Here is a 13951-nt window from a genome sequence, read left to right as displayed (position 1 = left end):
CATGGCGGCAGCGGGTAAATCGGATCTTTGGGTACGGATTGGTTCGGCGATCATCCTGTTCGCGATCGCGGGCACCGCGCTCTGGTTCGGCGGCATCGCCTTCGGCCTGTTGCTCCTCGTCGGCGGTGCGCTCGTCCTCGTCGAATGGTTCCAGCTGGTAAAGCGGATGACGCTGGGCGGCGGGGCCAAGACCGCGCTCAATATCCTCGGCCCGGTCCTCGTCCTCGGCGCGATGGCGGGGCTGTGGTTCATTCGCGACCATCTGGGCGTCACCGCCGCGCTCTGGGTCTTCGGCATGGTCTGGGCGACCGATATCGGCGCCTATTTCGCGGGCCGCGCCTTTGGGGGCGCGCGCCTCGCGCCGAAAATCAGCCCGTCGAAGACCTGGTCGGGGCTGATCGGCGGCATGGTCGCCGCGCTGATCGCCAGCGCCACCATCGGCGACCGCGCGGGCATCGTCGGCGTGCCCTTGTGGATCGGCCTGTTCATGGGGCTGCTCGCGCAGCTCGGCGACCTCGCCCAAAGCTGGATGAAGCGCCGCGCGGGGGTAAAGGATTCGGGCAAGCTCATTCCAGGCCATGGCGGCCTGTTCGACCGCGTCGACGGCGTGCTGCCGGTGGCGCTGCTGCTCGGCGCGCTGGCGTTTGCGGGACAGATCGCCGTGCGGGCGGCGGCCTGACATGACGCGCCGCCGCCTCTCGCTGTTCGGTGCGACGGGATCGGTCGGGCAATCGACCCTCGACCTCGTGCGGCGCGACGGAGAGGCGTGGGCGGTCGGGGTGCTGACCGCCAACAGCGACGTCGCCGAACTGGCGAAGCTCGCGAAGGAATTCCGCCCCGACATCGCTGTGGTCGCCGACGAGGCGCTTTACGGTGCGCTCAAGGAGGCGCTTGCGGGTACGGGGATCGAAGCCGCGGCGGGCGCCGATGCGCTGGTCGAGGCGGCAAGGCGTCCGGCCGATCTCGTGATGGCTGCGATCGTCGGGATCGCGGGGCTGGCGCCGACGATGGCGGCGCTCGAAGCCGGAACCGACGTCGCGCTCGCCAACAAGGAGGCGCTCGTATCTTCCGGCGAGTTGATGACCGCCGCGGCCCGCAACTCGGGCGCGACGATCCTGCCCGTCGACAGCGAGCATAATGCGATCTTCCAGTGCCTCGCGGGCGGGCGGATCGACCAGGTGCGCCGCATCATCCTGACCGCGAGCGGCGGCCCGTTCCGCACGATGAGCGCCGCCGACATGGCCCTCGTGACCCCGGCGCAGGCGGTGGCGCACCCGAACTGGTCGATGGGTGCGAAAATCAGCGTCGATTCGGCGACGATGATGAACAAGGGCCTCGAGCTGATCGAGGCGCATCACCTGTTCCCGGTCGGGCTCGAGCGGATCGAAATCCTCGTCCACCCGCAATCGGTAATCCACAGCCTCGTCGAATATATCGACTGCTCGACGCTGGCGCAGCTTGGCTCACCCGACATGCGCATCCCGATCAGCAGCGCGCTCGCCTGGCCGCAACGGATGGCGACGCCGTGCGCGCCGCTCGACCTCGCGACCATCGCGCGGCTCGATTTCGAGGCGCCCGACGAAGTGCGCTTTCCCGCGACCGCGCTCTGCCGCGCCGCGATCGCCGAGGGCGGCGCGCGCCCCGCGCAGCTCAACGCCGCGAACGAGGTGGCGGTCGCCGCTTTCCTTGGCGGACGGATTTCCTTTCCCGCGATCGTCGATACGGTGCGCCGGGTGATCGATGCGGCGGCCCCTGCGGTCCCCGCCTCGCTTCAGGACATATTCAGCGTCGATGCCGCATCCCGCGCGGCTGCCCAATATTTTGTGGACCAATTTGAACATGCTTGAGACCCCGGGTTTCGCTTTTACCGTCCTCGCCTTCCTGCTCGTGCTCGGTCCGCTCGTGTTCGTGCACGAATATGGCCATTACATCGTCGGGCGCTGGTGCGGGGTGAAGGCCGACACCTTCTCGATCGGTTTCGGGCGCAAGATCCTCGGATGGAGGGACAAGCGCGGCACCGAATGGAAGATCGGCTGGCTGCCGCTCGGCGGCTATGTGCAGTTCGCGGGCGACCGCGACGCGGTCAGCCAGCCCGACGCGACCTGGCACCAACTGCCGGCCGCGGAAAAGTCGCACACGTTCCCGGCGCAGCCGGTGTGGAAGCGCTCGTTGATCGTCGCTGCGGGCCCCGTCACCAATTTCCTGTTCGCGATCCTGATCCTCGCGGGCTTCGCCTGGGCCGGCGGCAAGCCGGTGACGCCGCCCGTCGCGGGCGGGATCGAGGCCGGATCGGCGGCGGCCGCTGCCGGTCTGCGCATCGGCGACCGGATCGTCACGATCGACGGGCGGCCGATAGAGACCTTCGGCGACATCCCGATGGCGGTCGCGCATCGCCCGGGCGAGGCGATGCAGGTGCGCGTCCTCCGCTCCGGAAGCGAGCGCACCGTCGAGCTGACCCCGCGGCTGGTCACCGAGAAGGACCCGTTCGGCAAGGAATATGAGCGCGCGATCATCGGCCTCGCGCCGCCGGCGCCGCAGTTGCAGCCGGTGTCGCTGCTCGAAGCGCCCGCTGTCGGGCTGCACCAGACCTGGCAGATCGTCCGGCAGACGGGCGAGGTGCTGGGCCAGTTCCTGACCGGGCGCCGGTCGATCAAGGACATGAACGGCCCGGTCAAGATCGCCGAGGTTTCGGGGCAGGCCGCGACGCTCGGCCTTGCGTCGCTGATATTCTTCATCGCGCTGATTTCCATCAATCTGGGGTTCATCAACCTCTTGCCATTGCCGATGCTCGATGGTGGCCATTTGCTATTTTATGCCTATGAAGCGATCCGCCGGCGCCCCGCGCCGCTGCAGGTGCAGGAATGGGCGTTTCGGTTCGGCTTTGCGGCGGTTGTCACGCTGATGCTGGTCGTAACTTTCAACGATTTGGCCTCATTGGGCCTGTGGGACCGGATCGCGCGCTTGATTGGCTAGCGAGTCTGGGGCAGGGAGTTGCGCGCGAACCTGCGGTCAGGCGGGTTTGTCGCTTTCGAGTTATTTTTTCGGGATGAACAGCGTGGCTTCACACAAATTCTCGGCGCGGACACAGCTGTCGGCCCTCCTCATGGCAGGTACGATGCTCGCGGCGCCGGCGATGGCGCAGCAAGTGGCGCCGCCGACCGTCCCCGCGCCCGCTCCCGAAGCGGCGCCGACCGCGACGACTGTCCAGTCGATCACCGTCGTCGGCAACCAGCGGCTCGAAGCGCAGACGATCCTGTCGTACCTGCGGCTGCGCGTCGGTCAGCAATATGATCGTTCGGTGCTCGACCAGGCGCTGAAGGACCTCGCCGCGACCGAATTGTTCAAGGATTTCCAGATCACCGACAACGCCGGTGCGCTGACGATCCAGGTGACCGAGAACCCGGTGATCAACCGCGTCATCCTCGAAGGCAACAAGCGCCTCAAGGAAGACAAGATCCGGCCCGAGATCAAGCTGGCGCCGCGCCAGATATTCACCCGCTCGAAGGTCCGCGCCGACGTCGCGCGTATTATCGAACTCTACAAGCGGCAGGGCCGCTTCGCCGCGACCGTCGAGCCCAAGATGGTGTCGCTCGACCAGAACCGCGTCGACGTGGTGTTCGAGATCAACGAAGGACCGAAGTCGAAGGTCCGCCAGATCAACATCATCGGCAACGAGAAGTTCAGCGACGGCGACCTCAAGGACGAGATGGCGACGAAGCAGTCGAGCCTGATGACGATCCTGTCGTCGAACACCAGCTACGACCCCGATCGCCTCGCTTATGACCAGCAGAAATTGCGCCTCTTCTACCTCACCAACGGTTACGCCGATTTCCGCGTCATCTCGGCGGTGGCGGAGCTGACGAGCAACAAGCAGGACTTCATCATCACCTATGTGGTCGAGGAAGGCGAACGCTATAAGTTCGGCGACGTCGACGTGAAGAGCGAGATCCGCGACTTCCAGCCCGAAATGCTGAAGAAGCTGCTGCCGATGCACACCGGCGACTGGTATGATGCGAAGCTGGTCGAGGACACGGTCGAAAGCCTCAGCGAGACCGCCGGGCTGTTCGGCTATGCCTTTGCCGACATCAACCCCGAATTCCGCCGCGATCCCGAAACCAAGACGATGGCGATCACCTTCAACGTCGGCGAAAGCCCGCGTACTTATGTCGAGCGCATCGACGTCAACGGCAACACGCTGACGCACGACAAGGTGGTCCGCCGCGAATTCCGCCTGAACGAAGGCGACGCCTTCAACAGCTTCGGTATCAAGCGCACCGAGAACCGCATCAATAGCTTGGGCTATTTCCAGGAAAATCTGGAAATCGAGCGCAAGGAAGGCAGCGCGCCCGACCGCATCATCCTCGAAACCAATGTCGAGGAAAAGCCGACCGGCGAACTGTCGCTGTCGGCCGGCTTCTCGTCGATCGAGAATTTCCTGCTCCAGGCCTCGATCCGTCAGCGCAACTTCCGCGGCCTCGGCCAGCAGCTCCAGGCCTCGGTCAACTATTCGAGCTATTCGAAGTCGGTCGAACTCGGCTTTACCGAACCCTATCTGTTCGACCGCAATATCTCGATCGGCGGCAGCATCTATCGCCGCGATTTGAACTCGTTCAACTTCATCAACAACGACCGCCGGACGACGTTCCAGCAGGTCACGACCGGCGCGCAGATCAACGCCGGCGTGCCGCTGACCGAATTCATGTCCTTCTTCGCGCGCTACAGCATCAACTTCGACGATGTGACGCTCGACAAGGGGATCTATTATTTCGGGAACGAGTGCGATCCGCTCGTCGCGGGCCGTTACCTCTGCGATGCGATCGGCACGCGGACGACCTCGCTACTCGGCTACACGCTCGCTTATGACGACCGCGACAACCGCCTGCGCCCGACCCGCGGCCAGTCGCTGTCGCTCAGCCAGGATTTCGCGGGCCTCGGCGGCAGCGTCAAATATGTCCGGACGCGCGCCAATGCGTCGAAGCACTTCAATCTCGGCAGCCGCTTCATCCTCAACCTGTCGGCCGAGGGCGGCTATATCTATCCGTTCGGCGGACGGCCGACCCCGACCAGCGACAAGGTTCGCCTGACCGACCGCTTCTTCCTCGGCGAACCGCAGATGCGCGGTTTTGACATTCGCGGCGTCGGCCCGCGCGTGATCCGCTATGGTGTCACCTATGATCCGACCAATCCGGTCGTCGATACGTCGAACGACAATCGCGGGCAGATCGACGACGCGCTCGGCGGCCGCGCTTATTATCAGGGCCGTCTGGAACTCGATATTCCGCTGGGCAGCGGCGCGAAGGAAATGGGGCTCCGGCCGTCGGTCTTCGTCGACGTCGGTTCGGTGTTCAGCGTCAAGCGTCCGACGCTGACGACGCTCGCCGATTTCCGCGATCCGGCCGACGGGTTTACCAAATTCCTGTGCCGCAATGCCACCACGGGCGTGAAGACCTTTGCGACCAACACGCCCAACCCCGACGGCACGCCATCGGGTGATTTCACGACCTGCGACACCGCGAATGGCTTCTCCTCGCTGGCACCCTTCGAGGAACGCTTCTTTGGCGACACCTGGATGCCGCGCGTTTCGATCGGCGCCGGGGTCAACTGGAATTCTCCCTTCGGTCCCTTCCGGATCGACTTCGCTTACGCCCTTCGCAAAGAAGAGGGCGATGATACCAAACGCTTCTCATTCAACGTAGGAACCCAATTCTGATGAAGAAAATTCTCACTGCTTCGGCGCTTGCCATTGCCGCGCTGTCGGTTTCGCCCATGCTCGCCGCGCCGGCCGCGGCGCAGGCGAAGGCAATTGCCGTCGCCGATCTCGAAGGCGCGATTCGCCAGTCGAGCGCGATGAACACCGCCGGCCAGCAGATCCAGACGACCTACAAGGCACAGCTGGATCAGCAGGGAACGCGCGAGCAGACGCTGCAGGCCGAACTCAATGTCCTGGTCGCCAAATATAATGAGGAAGTGAAGCGGTCGCCGCAGAACCAGACCGCCATCCAGGCGGCCGGCAAGGCGCTGCAGGACAAGCGCACCTCGGCGCAGGCCGAACTCAGCAAGATCGGCGAGCCCATCGAACTGGCCGCTGCCTATGCGCAGGAGCAAGTCCAGCTTCGTCTCAACGACGCAGTGAAGGCGGCGATGACCGCGCGCAAGATCGATTTGCTGCTGACGCCCGAAGCCGTGATCGCGCGTGAAAACAATACCGACATCACCGCCGCGGTGGTCGCGGAGATCAACCGCCTTGTCCCGTCGGTGTCGATCGCGGCACCCGCCGGCTATCGTCCGGGCCAGCTGCTGCAGGCAGCGCGCGCGGCTCAGCCGGCCGCCGCACCCGCTGCTCCGGCACCGACCGGCACCGCACCGACGACCCGCTAAGTCCGATGACGGACGGGGAAAAGCCGGACGGCACGATGGGACCGGTGGATATCCGCCGGATCCTGACGCTGTTGCCGCACCGTTATCCGATGCTGCTCGTCGACCGGGTGGAATCGATGGTGAAGGACACCTCGATCCACGCGGTCAAGGCGGTGACGATCAACGAGCCCTTCTTTCAGGGGCATTTCCCCGGCCGGCCGATCATGCCCGGCGTCCTCATCGTCGAGGCGCTGGCGCAGGCCGGCGGCATCCTGGCGGTCGAATCGCTCGGCCTCGGCGGCTCGGGCAAGCTCGTCTATTTCATGGCGATCGACGGCGTGAAGTTCCGCAAGCCCGTCGAACCCGGCGTCCTGCTCGACCTCCACGTCACGATCGTCCAGGCCAAGCGGAACATCTGCAAGTTCGAGGGACGGGCGATGCTCGGCGACGCCCTTGCCGCGGAATGCCAGTTCACCGCGATGATCGCCGATCCGCCGAGCGACTAAGCAAGGCTTGCAAAATCAGCCATTCACCGTTAGGGGCCACCGCTTCGCGAGCCCCATAGAGGGGAAAGCACAGACTCACAGCTAGCTGGTCGGTAACCAGCAGCACAGGAGCCCATGACATGAAAAAAGATATCCACCCCGCGTACCACATGATCACGGTCAAGATGACCGATGGTACCGAATATCAGACGCGCTCGACCTGGGGCAAAGAGGGCGACACGATGACGCTCGAAATCGACCCCACCGCGCACCCGGCGTGGACCGGCGGCACGGGCCGTATGCTCGACGCGGGCGGCCAGGTCGCGAAGTTCAACAAGCGTTTCGGCGGTCTCTCGCTCAAGCGTTAATGGCGTCTGCCCCTGCGAAAGCGGGGGTCAGCCCAGAACCTTTGCAAGCGCGCTTTGCCAGCCGGCAAGGCGCGTTTTGCGTTTTCCGGCAGCCAGCGCGGGCGTGAAGCGCGTCGCGGTACCGCGCATCGTCGCGGCAGCGCTTGCGAGGTCGGGGTACAGCCCCGCGCCCGTCGCCGCGAGCATCGCGGCGCCCAGTGCCGTGCTTTCGACGAACCCCGGCCGTTCGACCACCAGGTCCAGCATGTCGGCCAGATCCTGCGCCATCCAGTCGTTCGCCGCCATGCCCCCGTCGATACGCACTTCGGCCCAATCGACACCATCGGCAGCGAACGCCGATTTCAGATCGTGCGCCTGATAGGCCTGTGCCTCGAGCGCGGCACGGGCGACATGCGCCTTGGTGCTCGCGAAACTGAGCCCCGACAGCGCGGCCAGCGCATCAGGCCGCCAGTGCGGCGCGCCGAGCCCGGTGAGGGCAGGGACCAGATAGACGCCGCCATTGTCGGCGACTGACCGCGCCAGCCCCTCGCTCTCGCCCGCGCTCGCAAGCAGGCCGAGCCCGTCGCGTAGCCATTTGATCAGGCTGCCCGCGACGAATACCGACCCTTCGAGCGCGTAGGAGCGCACATCGCCCTCCTGCACGAGTATAGTTGCGAGCAGGCGGTTCGCCGATACCGGCCGGGTGGTACCGCTCGCCGACAGGATGAACGCGCCGGTGCCGAAGGTCGCCTTGGTCTGTCCCGGGGACAGGCAGGCCTGACCGATCGTTGCGGCCTGCTGATCGCCCGCCATGCCGCAGATCGGGATCGGGCTCCCGAACAGTGCGGGTTCGGCTACGCCGACGGTGGCCGTACAGCCGGTGATTTCGGGAAGCAGCGCCACGGGCACGCCGAGCAGGTCACAGAGTTCGCCATCCCAGCCGCCGGCGCCGTTGATGTCCATCAGCGAGGTGCGCGACGCGTTGGTGGCGTCGGTGACATGGACACCGCCGGTCAGTCGATAGACGAGATAGGATTCGATCGTCCCGACCGCGAGCCGATCTCCTGCCTCGCGAAGTTGCGGCCAGTGGTTCAGCGCCCAGCCGATCTTGCTCCCCGAAAAATAGGGATCGAGCAGCAGCCCGCTACGGGCCTGCACCATCGCCTCATGCCCCGCCTCCTTCAGCGCGGCGCAATCGGCGGCGGTGCGGCGATCCTGCCAGACGATGGCGGGCGCCAGCGGCTCGCCCGTCTTGCGGTCCCAGAACACCACCGTTTCGCGCTGGTTGGTGATGCCGATCGCCGCCACCTGATGCGCGCCGCCCGCCTGTTCGACCATATCGCGCGTGCAGGCGAGGGTGGCAGCCCAGATTTCTGCGGCGTCATGCTCGACCAGTCCCGGTCCCGGATAATGTTGGCGAATCTCGCGCTGCGCGCTGCCCAGCGGCGTGCCGTCGGCTTCGAAGAGCATCGTGCGGGTCGAGGTTGTGCCCTCGTCGATGACGATGATCTTCTCGGCCATATCGCTCTCCCTCTTTTGCTTTTGATGCAGAAAGAACGGCGCCTCGACAAGGCGCGCGACACGAACATTCGTAATCGCCTTGCAAAATTGCGGGCACTATGCCATATATTGTGCAGCGCAGCATGGCGGGACGACCCGCCGCAACCACCGGCAGCGTGATTTCCCGCCCATTTTCAGGCGCGGGCGAGCCGGACCAGCGCTTTGTCCTCAGAGGCACCCTTTCACGCGGGTCGTTTCGAACCCGCGGCCGTGCGCCGTCCGTTCGATGCGAACGGACGCTGTGCGCGTCGCCCTTTGTGAGTATTTTATGACGACTTTTAATGACTTTGGCCTGCACGCCGACATCAATCGCGCGCTTGCCGCCAAGGATTATACCCAGCCGACCCCGATCCAGACGCAGGCGATCCCGCCGCTGATGAAGGGCCGCGACCTGTGCGGCATCGCGCAGACCGGAACCGGCAAGACCGCCGGCTTCTCGCTGCCCTCGATCCACCACCTGATCACCTATCCGCACAAGACCAACCCGCGCAGCTGCCGGATGCTCGTGCTCGCGCCGACGCGCGAGCTCGCGGCGCAGATCGCGCAGAGCTGCCGCGATTACGGCCGTTTCACCAAACTGCGCGTCTCGACCGTCTTTGGCGGCGTGCCGATCAACAAGCAGATCCGCGACCTTGCACAGGGCGTCGAAATCCTCGTCGCCACGCCGGGCCGTCTGCTCGACCTGATCGACCAGCGCGCGCTGCGCCTCGACGACGTCGAAATCTTCGTCCTCGATGAAGCCGACCAGATGATGGACATGGGCTTCATCCACTCGCTGCGCCGCATCGCCAAGCTGCTGCCGTCGCGCCGTCAGAACCTTTTCTTCTCGGCGACGATGCCGAAGGAAATTGCGCATCTGGCCGAACAGTTCCTCGAGGATCCGGTGACCGTGTCGGTCACGCCGGCGGCGACCACGGTCGAAAAGATCAGCCAATATTCGACCTTCGTCGAACAGAAGGAAAAGCAGGCGCTGCTCCATTCGGTCATCGCCAGCGAAGATATCGACCGCGCGCTGATTTTTACCCGCACCAAGCATGGCGCCGACCGCGTCGTGCGCCACCTTGCCGGCGCGGGCATCAAGGCGATGGCGATCCACGGTAACAAGAGCCAGTCGCAGCGCACCCATGCGCTGCAGGCGTTCCGCTCGGGCGACATCAAGCTGCTCGTCGCGACCGACATTGCCGCACGCGGTATCGACGTGTCGGGCGTCAGCCATGTGATCAACTTCGAGATCCCGAACGTTCCCGAACAATATGTCCACCGCATCGGCCGCACCGCGCGCGCCGGCGCCGAGGGCAAGGCGATCAGCTTCATCGCGCCCGACGAGCGTCCGTACATGCGCGATATCGAGCGCGTCACGCGGTCAAAGTCCGAACCGATGCCGCTGCCCGAGAATTTCACCGAGCTGGTGCGGAACCTGCCGAAGCCGGCGCAGCCGCCGCGCGACACTGGCAGCCAGGGCCGCAACCCGCAGCGCCAGCGCGAAGACGCGCTCCGCGGCCGTGACGGCAACAAGCCGCGCGGCGACCGCGGCCCGCGCCGCGACGGCGCGCCTGCCGGCGAAGGCGCAGAAGGTCAGCGCAAGCGCCGTTTCCGCCCGCGCAACAAGAGCGTCGGTGCGCACAAGGGCGCGGTGAAGCGCGTCGGTTGACGCTTGCCGCCCATCCGCTAGACCCTTCGCCCACAAGATGACGGGCGAAGGGGTAGCGGATGACGAACGGTGATGGCGCGGCGGCAATCGATAGCCGGCAGAGCGAACGCAAGGTCATCCTCGCCTCGTCGCTCGGCACGGTGTTCGAATGGTATGATTTCTACCTCTATGGCCTGCTCGCGACGATCATCTCGGCGCAATTCTTCTCGGGCGTCAACGAAACCACCGGTTTCATCTTCGCGCTCGGGGCCTTTGCCGCGGGCTTTGCGGTAAGGCCCTTTGGCGCGCTCGTCTTCGGGCGCATCGGCGACCTTGTCGGGCGCAAGAACACCTTCCTCGTCACCATGGGCCTGATGGGCGCCTCGACCTTCCTCGTGGGCGTGCTTCCAAGCTATGCGTCGATCGGCGTCGCGGCGCCGATCCTCCTCGTACTGCTCCGCCTCGTCCAGGGGCTCGCGCTCGGCGGCGAATATGGCGGTGCCGCCACTTATGTCGCCGAACATGCCCCCGACGGCAAACGCGGCCTGTTCACCAGCTTTATTCAGACCACCGCGACGCTCGGCCTGTTCGCGGCGCTTGGCGTCGTCATCGTCATCCGCTCGGCGATGGGCGAGGCGGCGTTTGCCGACTGGGGCTGGCGCATTCCCTTCCTCATTTCGGTGATCCTGCTCGGCGTGTCGCTGTGGATCCGCCTCCAGCTCGAGGAAAGCCCGGTCTTCAAGCAGATGAAGGAGGAGGGCACGACGTCGAAGGCACCGCTGACCGAAGCCTTCGGCCGCTGGGAGAACCTCAAATGGGTGATCGTTGCGCTGTTCGGCGCGGTCGCGGGGCAGGCGGTCGTCTGGTATTCGGGGCAATTCTACGCGCTCTTCTTCCTCGAAAAGACGCTGAAGGTCGACGGCGCGACCGCGAACATCCTGATCGCCATCGCGCTTGCGCTCGGCACGCCCTTTTTCATCTTCTTCGGCTGGCTCAGCGACAAGGTCGGGCGCAAGCCGATCATCCTCGCGGGCTGCGCGCTCGCCGCGATCACCTATTTCCCTGCGTTCCAGATGCTGACCAGCGCGGCCAATCCCGCGATGGCCAAGGCGCAGCAGAACGCTGCGGTCATCATGGCCGCCGATCCTGGCGCCTGCTCGTTCCAGTTCGACCCGATCGGGCGCAACAAGTTCGAAGGCAGCGGTTGCGATATCATCAAGTCGACGCTGGCAAAGGCGGGTGCGAACTACACGGCGTTCACGCGCGAGCGCATGACGGGCGAACCCGCGCGTGTCCGCATCGGATCGCGCGTCCTCGCCGCGCCCGATCCCTGGCGCCTGGCCGAAGAGGATCGCGCTGGCGCGATCGCCACCTTCCGCTCGGATCTCGAACGCGCGCTGGCGGAGGCGGGCTATCCGGCAAAGGCCGATCCGGCGGCGATCAACAAGCCGCTCGTCGTGGCGATCCTCTTCTACCTCGTGCTGCTGGTAACGATGGTCTACGGCCCGATTGCCGCACTGCTCGTCGAGCTGTTTCCCACCCGCATCCGCTACACGGCAATGTCGCTGCCCTATCATATCGGCAACGGCTGGTTCGGCGGTTTCCTGCCGACGACGGCGTTTGCGATGGTCGCGGCGACGGGCAATATCTATTACGGCCTCTGGTATCCCGTGATCGTCGCGGTGATCACGCTGGTCGTCGGCCTGTTGTTCCTGCCCGAAACCTTCCGCCGGTCGATCCATCAATAGCGCGCATTGACGATCGGCGCCCGCCCGCTAGGGTTACCCCAGCCTTGAGGGGGGCGTGATGATTGTCGACGACGAAGATTTCGATCCGCCGCCGCCGCGGCGTCCGATATTCCGGCGCAAGCGGGTCCTGATTCCGCTCGGCATCCTGCTGGCGCTCGTTGCCGGTTTCCTGCTGCTCCTGACCCCCGATACCGATCGCGACGAAATGATCGCGAAATATGGCGGGCCGAACGCGGCGTTTGTCGCGGGGCCGGCGGGGCAGCGCATCCATTATCGCGATCAGGGAAGCCGCGATGGCCCCGCGATAATCCTGCTCCACGGATCGAACGCGAGCCTGCAGACATGGGAACCGCTCGTGCAGCGGCTCGGCGGCACATATCGTATCGTCACGCTCGACCTCCCCGGGCACGGGCTGACCGGGGCCACGCCCGACCGTGACTATGGCGCCGACGGCATGATGGACGCGGTCGACGTGGTCGCGGCGAAACTCGGGCTCGACCATTTTATCCTCGGCGGCAATTCGATGGGCGGCTGGGTCGCGTGGCGCTATGCGCTGGCGCAGCCGGCGCGCGTCGACGCGCTGCTGCTGATCGACGCCGCGGGCATGCCGCTGCGCAAGGGGGAGAAGCGCCCCGAATCGAACGTCGGCTTCCGCGTCCTCGAATATCCCTTCGGCCGCTGGCTCGCGACGCGGGTGACGCCGCGGATGCTGGTCGAACAGTCGCTGCGCGGGTCGCTCGAGAAACAGGCGATCGTCGATGATGCGATGATCGATCGCTATTGGGAGCTGCTGCGCTTTCCCGGCAATCGCGAGGCGACGGTGCTGCGCGCGCGCATGGATCGCGAACCTGCGATGGCGGCGCATGTCGGTGCAATCAAGGCGCCGACGCTGATCCTGTTCGGCGACAGGGACCGGCTGATCAACCCCAGCGCGGCGCAGACCTTTCACGAGCGAATCGCGGGGTCCGAAGTCGTGCTGCTCGCCGATATCGGCCATCTGCCGATGGAGGAAGCGCCCGACGCGACCGCCACCGCGATCGCCGATTTCCTCAAGCGGCGGCTTGTGCCGCCGTCGGTTGATCCAGAAACGCGCTGATCCGCGACGAAATGGCGGCGGCATGGGTGAAGGGGAAGAGGTGCGATCCCGGCACCAGCTCCAGCAGCGCGCCGTCGATCTGGTCCGCCAGCATCTCGCCGAAACAGGCGGGCATGACGCCGTCGCGTTCGCCCATCAGGACCAGCGTCGGCAGGTTCTTGAGCCCGGACAGCAAGCCGAGGCTGGTCCACCCGGCCATGGCAGCGGTCTGGTAGGCGATGCCGAGCGGGGTTGCAGTCTGGATCTTGAGCCCGCTCGCCAGCATGTCGTCGTCGAACATCGCCGCCCAGCCGATCCCGGGGGCACCCATGACGGGGGTGGTCGCCATCAGCACCAGCCGGCGGACGCGCCCCGGAAACTGGATCGCGATCTGCTGCGCCAGCGCGCCGCCCCAGCTGAAACCCGCAAGATCGATGCTTTTGTGACCCAGCCGGTCGGCAATCTCCATCACCACCGCCGCGATCGTCGGCGCGCCATAGGGCAGCAGCGCGTCGGGCGAACCGCCGACTCCCGGCATGTCGAGCGTCCACACCTCGCGGTCGTGGATTTGCGCGAGCAGCGGCGCCGCGGCGGCGATATCGGCGCCGATGCCGTTGAGGAACAACAGCGGTGTGCCGGCCGTCCCCTCGCGCCAGCGCGCGATGCGCAGGCTCAGGCCATAGACATGCTCGGTGCTGATGGCCGGGCGGCCGCTGATCCTGCTCATGGCAGTTGCCTTCGCATATCTG

At 65.6% G+C, this 13951-nt stretch carries 12 protein-coding genes; 10 read left to right on the top strand and 2 right to left on the bottom strand.

What is annotated here, in order from left to right; all coding sequences use genetic code 11:
- The first annotated feature begins 1 nt into the window (after position 1).
- From ACIPPQ_RS10000 to rpmE, 7 genes are all read left to right on the top strand, one after another.
- A complete protein-coding gene (locus ACIPPQ_RS10000) occupies positions 2-679 on the top strand; it encodes a phosphatidate cytidylyltransferase (protein ID WP_446543950.1) in 678 nt (225 codons plus the stop codon).
- 1 nt (position 680) lies between these two features.
- Positions 681-1847, top strand: a complete 1167-nt coding sequence (locus ACIPPQ_RS09995) for a 1-deoxy-D-xylulose-5-phosphate reductoisomerase (RefSeq protein ID WP_446543949.1) — start codon at positions 681-683, stop codon at positions 1845-1847.
- Positions 1840-2973 (top strand): RIP metalloprotease RseP, encoded by a 1134-nt coding sequence (gene rseP, locus ACIPPQ_RS09990; RefSeq protein WP_446543948.1) that lies wholly within the window; start codon positions 1840-1842, stop codon positions 2971-2973. The genes ACIPPQ_RS09995 and rseP overlap by 8 nt, the downstream gene beginning before the upstream one ends.
- A 73-nt stretch (positions 2974-3046) precedes the next feature.
- Positions 3047-5710, top strand: a complete 2664-nt coding sequence (bamA, locus tag ACIPPQ_RS09985; protein WP_327457616.1) for an outer membrane protein assembly factor BamA — start codon at positions 3047-3049, stop codon at positions 5708-5710.
- Positions 5710-6378, top strand: coding sequence for an OmpH family outer membrane protein (locus ACIPPQ_RS09980; protein WP_446543947.1), 669 nt, complete (start codon positions 5710-5712; stop codon positions 6376-6378). The genes bamA and ACIPPQ_RS09980 overlap by 1 nt, the downstream gene beginning before the upstream one ends.
- 5 nt (positions 6379-6383) lie before the next feature.
- The gene (fabZ, locus tag ACIPPQ_RS09975) at positions 6384-6863 is read left to right on the top strand and encodes a 3-hydroxyacyl-ACP dehydratase FabZ (protein ID WP_446543946.1); all 480 of its coding nucleotides are present in this window, start codon (positions 6384-6386) and stop codon (positions 6861-6863) included.
- Positions 6864-6982: 119 nt separating this feature from the next.
- Positions 6983-7210, top strand: a complete 228-nt coding sequence (gene rpmE, locus ACIPPQ_RS09970) for a 50S ribosomal protein L31 (protein ID WP_327457609.1) — start codon at positions 6983-6985, stop codon at positions 7208-7210.
- A 27-nt stretch (positions 7211-7237) separates the two neighbouring features.
- Here the strand turns inward: rpmE and ACIPPQ_RS09965 are convergent, their stop codons facing one another.
- The gene (locus tag ACIPPQ_RS09965) at positions 7238-8710 is read right to left on the bottom strand and encodes a glycerol kinase (RefSeq protein WP_446543945.1); all 1473 of its coding nucleotides are present in this window, start codon (positions 8708-8710) and stop codon (positions 7238-7240) included.
- Between the two features lie 307 nt (positions 8711-9017).
- Between ACIPPQ_RS09965 and ACIPPQ_RS09960 the strand changes: the two genes are divergently transcribed.
- Genes ACIPPQ_RS09960 through ACIPPQ_RS09950 form a run of 3 tightly spaced genes read left to right on the top strand, consistent with a single transcriptional unit; the run spans position 9018 to position 13223 of the window.
- Entirely contained in the window at positions 9018-10400 is a 1383-nt protein-coding gene (locus ACIPPQ_RS09960) for a DEAD/DEAH box helicase (protein ID WP_446543944.1), read from the top strand.
- 59 nt (positions 10401-10459) lie between these two features.
- Positions 10460-12127 carry an MFS transporter gene (locus ACIPPQ_RS09955; RefSeq protein WP_446543943.1) on the top strand — a complete coding sequence of 556 codons (1668 nt, stop codon included), beginning with the start codon at positions 10460-10462 and terminating at the stop codon, positions 12125-12127.
- 58 nt (positions 12128-12185) lie between these two features.
- Positions 12186-13223, top strand: coding sequence for an alpha/beta fold hydrolase (locus ACIPPQ_RS09950; RefSeq protein ID WP_446543942.1), 1038 nt, complete (start codon positions 12186-12188; stop codon positions 13221-13223).
- Here ACIPPQ_RS09950 and ACIPPQ_RS09945 read toward each other — a convergent pair.
- Positions 13177-13929 (bottom strand): alpha/beta fold hydrolase, encoded by a 753-nt coding sequence (locus tag ACIPPQ_RS09945; RefSeq protein WP_446543941.1) that lies wholly within the window; start codon positions 13927-13929, stop codon positions 13177-13179. The two genes, ACIPPQ_RS09950 and ACIPPQ_RS09945, sit on opposite strands and share 47 nt — an antisense overlap.
- Between the last annotated feature and the right edge of the window lie 22 nt (positions 13930-13951).

Source organism: Sphingopyxis sp. LARHCG72, from assembly GCF_052871675.1.
Note: the sequence above shows the minus strand (reverse complement) of the source record. Positions and strands in the feature narration are given on the sequence as shown.

Bases quoted from the DNA above. Each gene is read 5' to 3' on its own strand.
- ACIPPQ_RS09955 (WP_446543943.1), top strand. From the start codon at position 10,460: ATGACGAACGGTGATGGCGCGGCGGCAATCGATAGCCGGCAGAGCGAA.
- fabZ (WP_446543946.1), top strand. From the start codon at position 6,384: ATGACGGACGGGGAAAAGCCGGACGGCACGATGGGACCGGTGGATATC.
- ACIPPQ_RS09980 (WP_446543947.1), top strand. From the start codon at position 5,710: ATGAAGAAAATTCTCACTGCTTCGGCGCTTGCCATTGCCGCGCTGTCG.
- ACIPPQ_RS09945 (WP_446543941.1), bottom strand. From the start codon at position 13,929: ATGAGCAGGATCAGCGGCCGCCCGGCCATCAGCACCGAGCATGTCTAT.
- ACIPPQ_RS09995 (WP_446543949.1), top strand. From the start codon at position 681: ATGACGCGCCGCCGCCTCTCGCTGTTCGGTGCGACGGGATCGGTCGGG.
- ACIPPQ_RS09965 (WP_446543945.1), bottom strand. From the start codon at position 8,710: ATGGCCGAGAAGATCATCGTCATCGACGAGGGCACAACCTCGACCCGC.
- ACIPPQ_RS09950 (WP_446543942.1), top strand. From the start codon at position 12,186: ATGATTGTCGACGACGAAGATTTCGATCCGCCGCCGCCGCGGCGTCCG.
- ACIPPQ_RS10000 (WP_446543950.1), top strand. From the start codon at position 2: ATGGCGGCAGCGGGTAAATCGGATCTTTGGGTACGGATTGGTTCGGCG.
- ACIPPQ_RS09960 (WP_446543944.1), top strand. From the start codon at position 9,018: ATGACGACTTTTAATGACTTTGGCCTGCACGCCGACATCAATCGCGCG.
- rseP (WP_446543948.1), top strand. From the start codon at position 1,840: ATGCTTGAGACCCCGGGTTTCGCTTTTACCGTCCTCGCCTTCCTGCTC.
- bamA (WP_327457616.1), top strand. From the start codon at position 3,047: ATGAACAGCGTGGCTTCACACAAATTCTCGGCGCGGACACAGCTGTCG.
- rpmE (WP_327457609.1), top strand. From the start codon at position 6,983: ATGAAAAAAGATATCCACCCCGCGTACCACATGATCACGGTCAAGATG.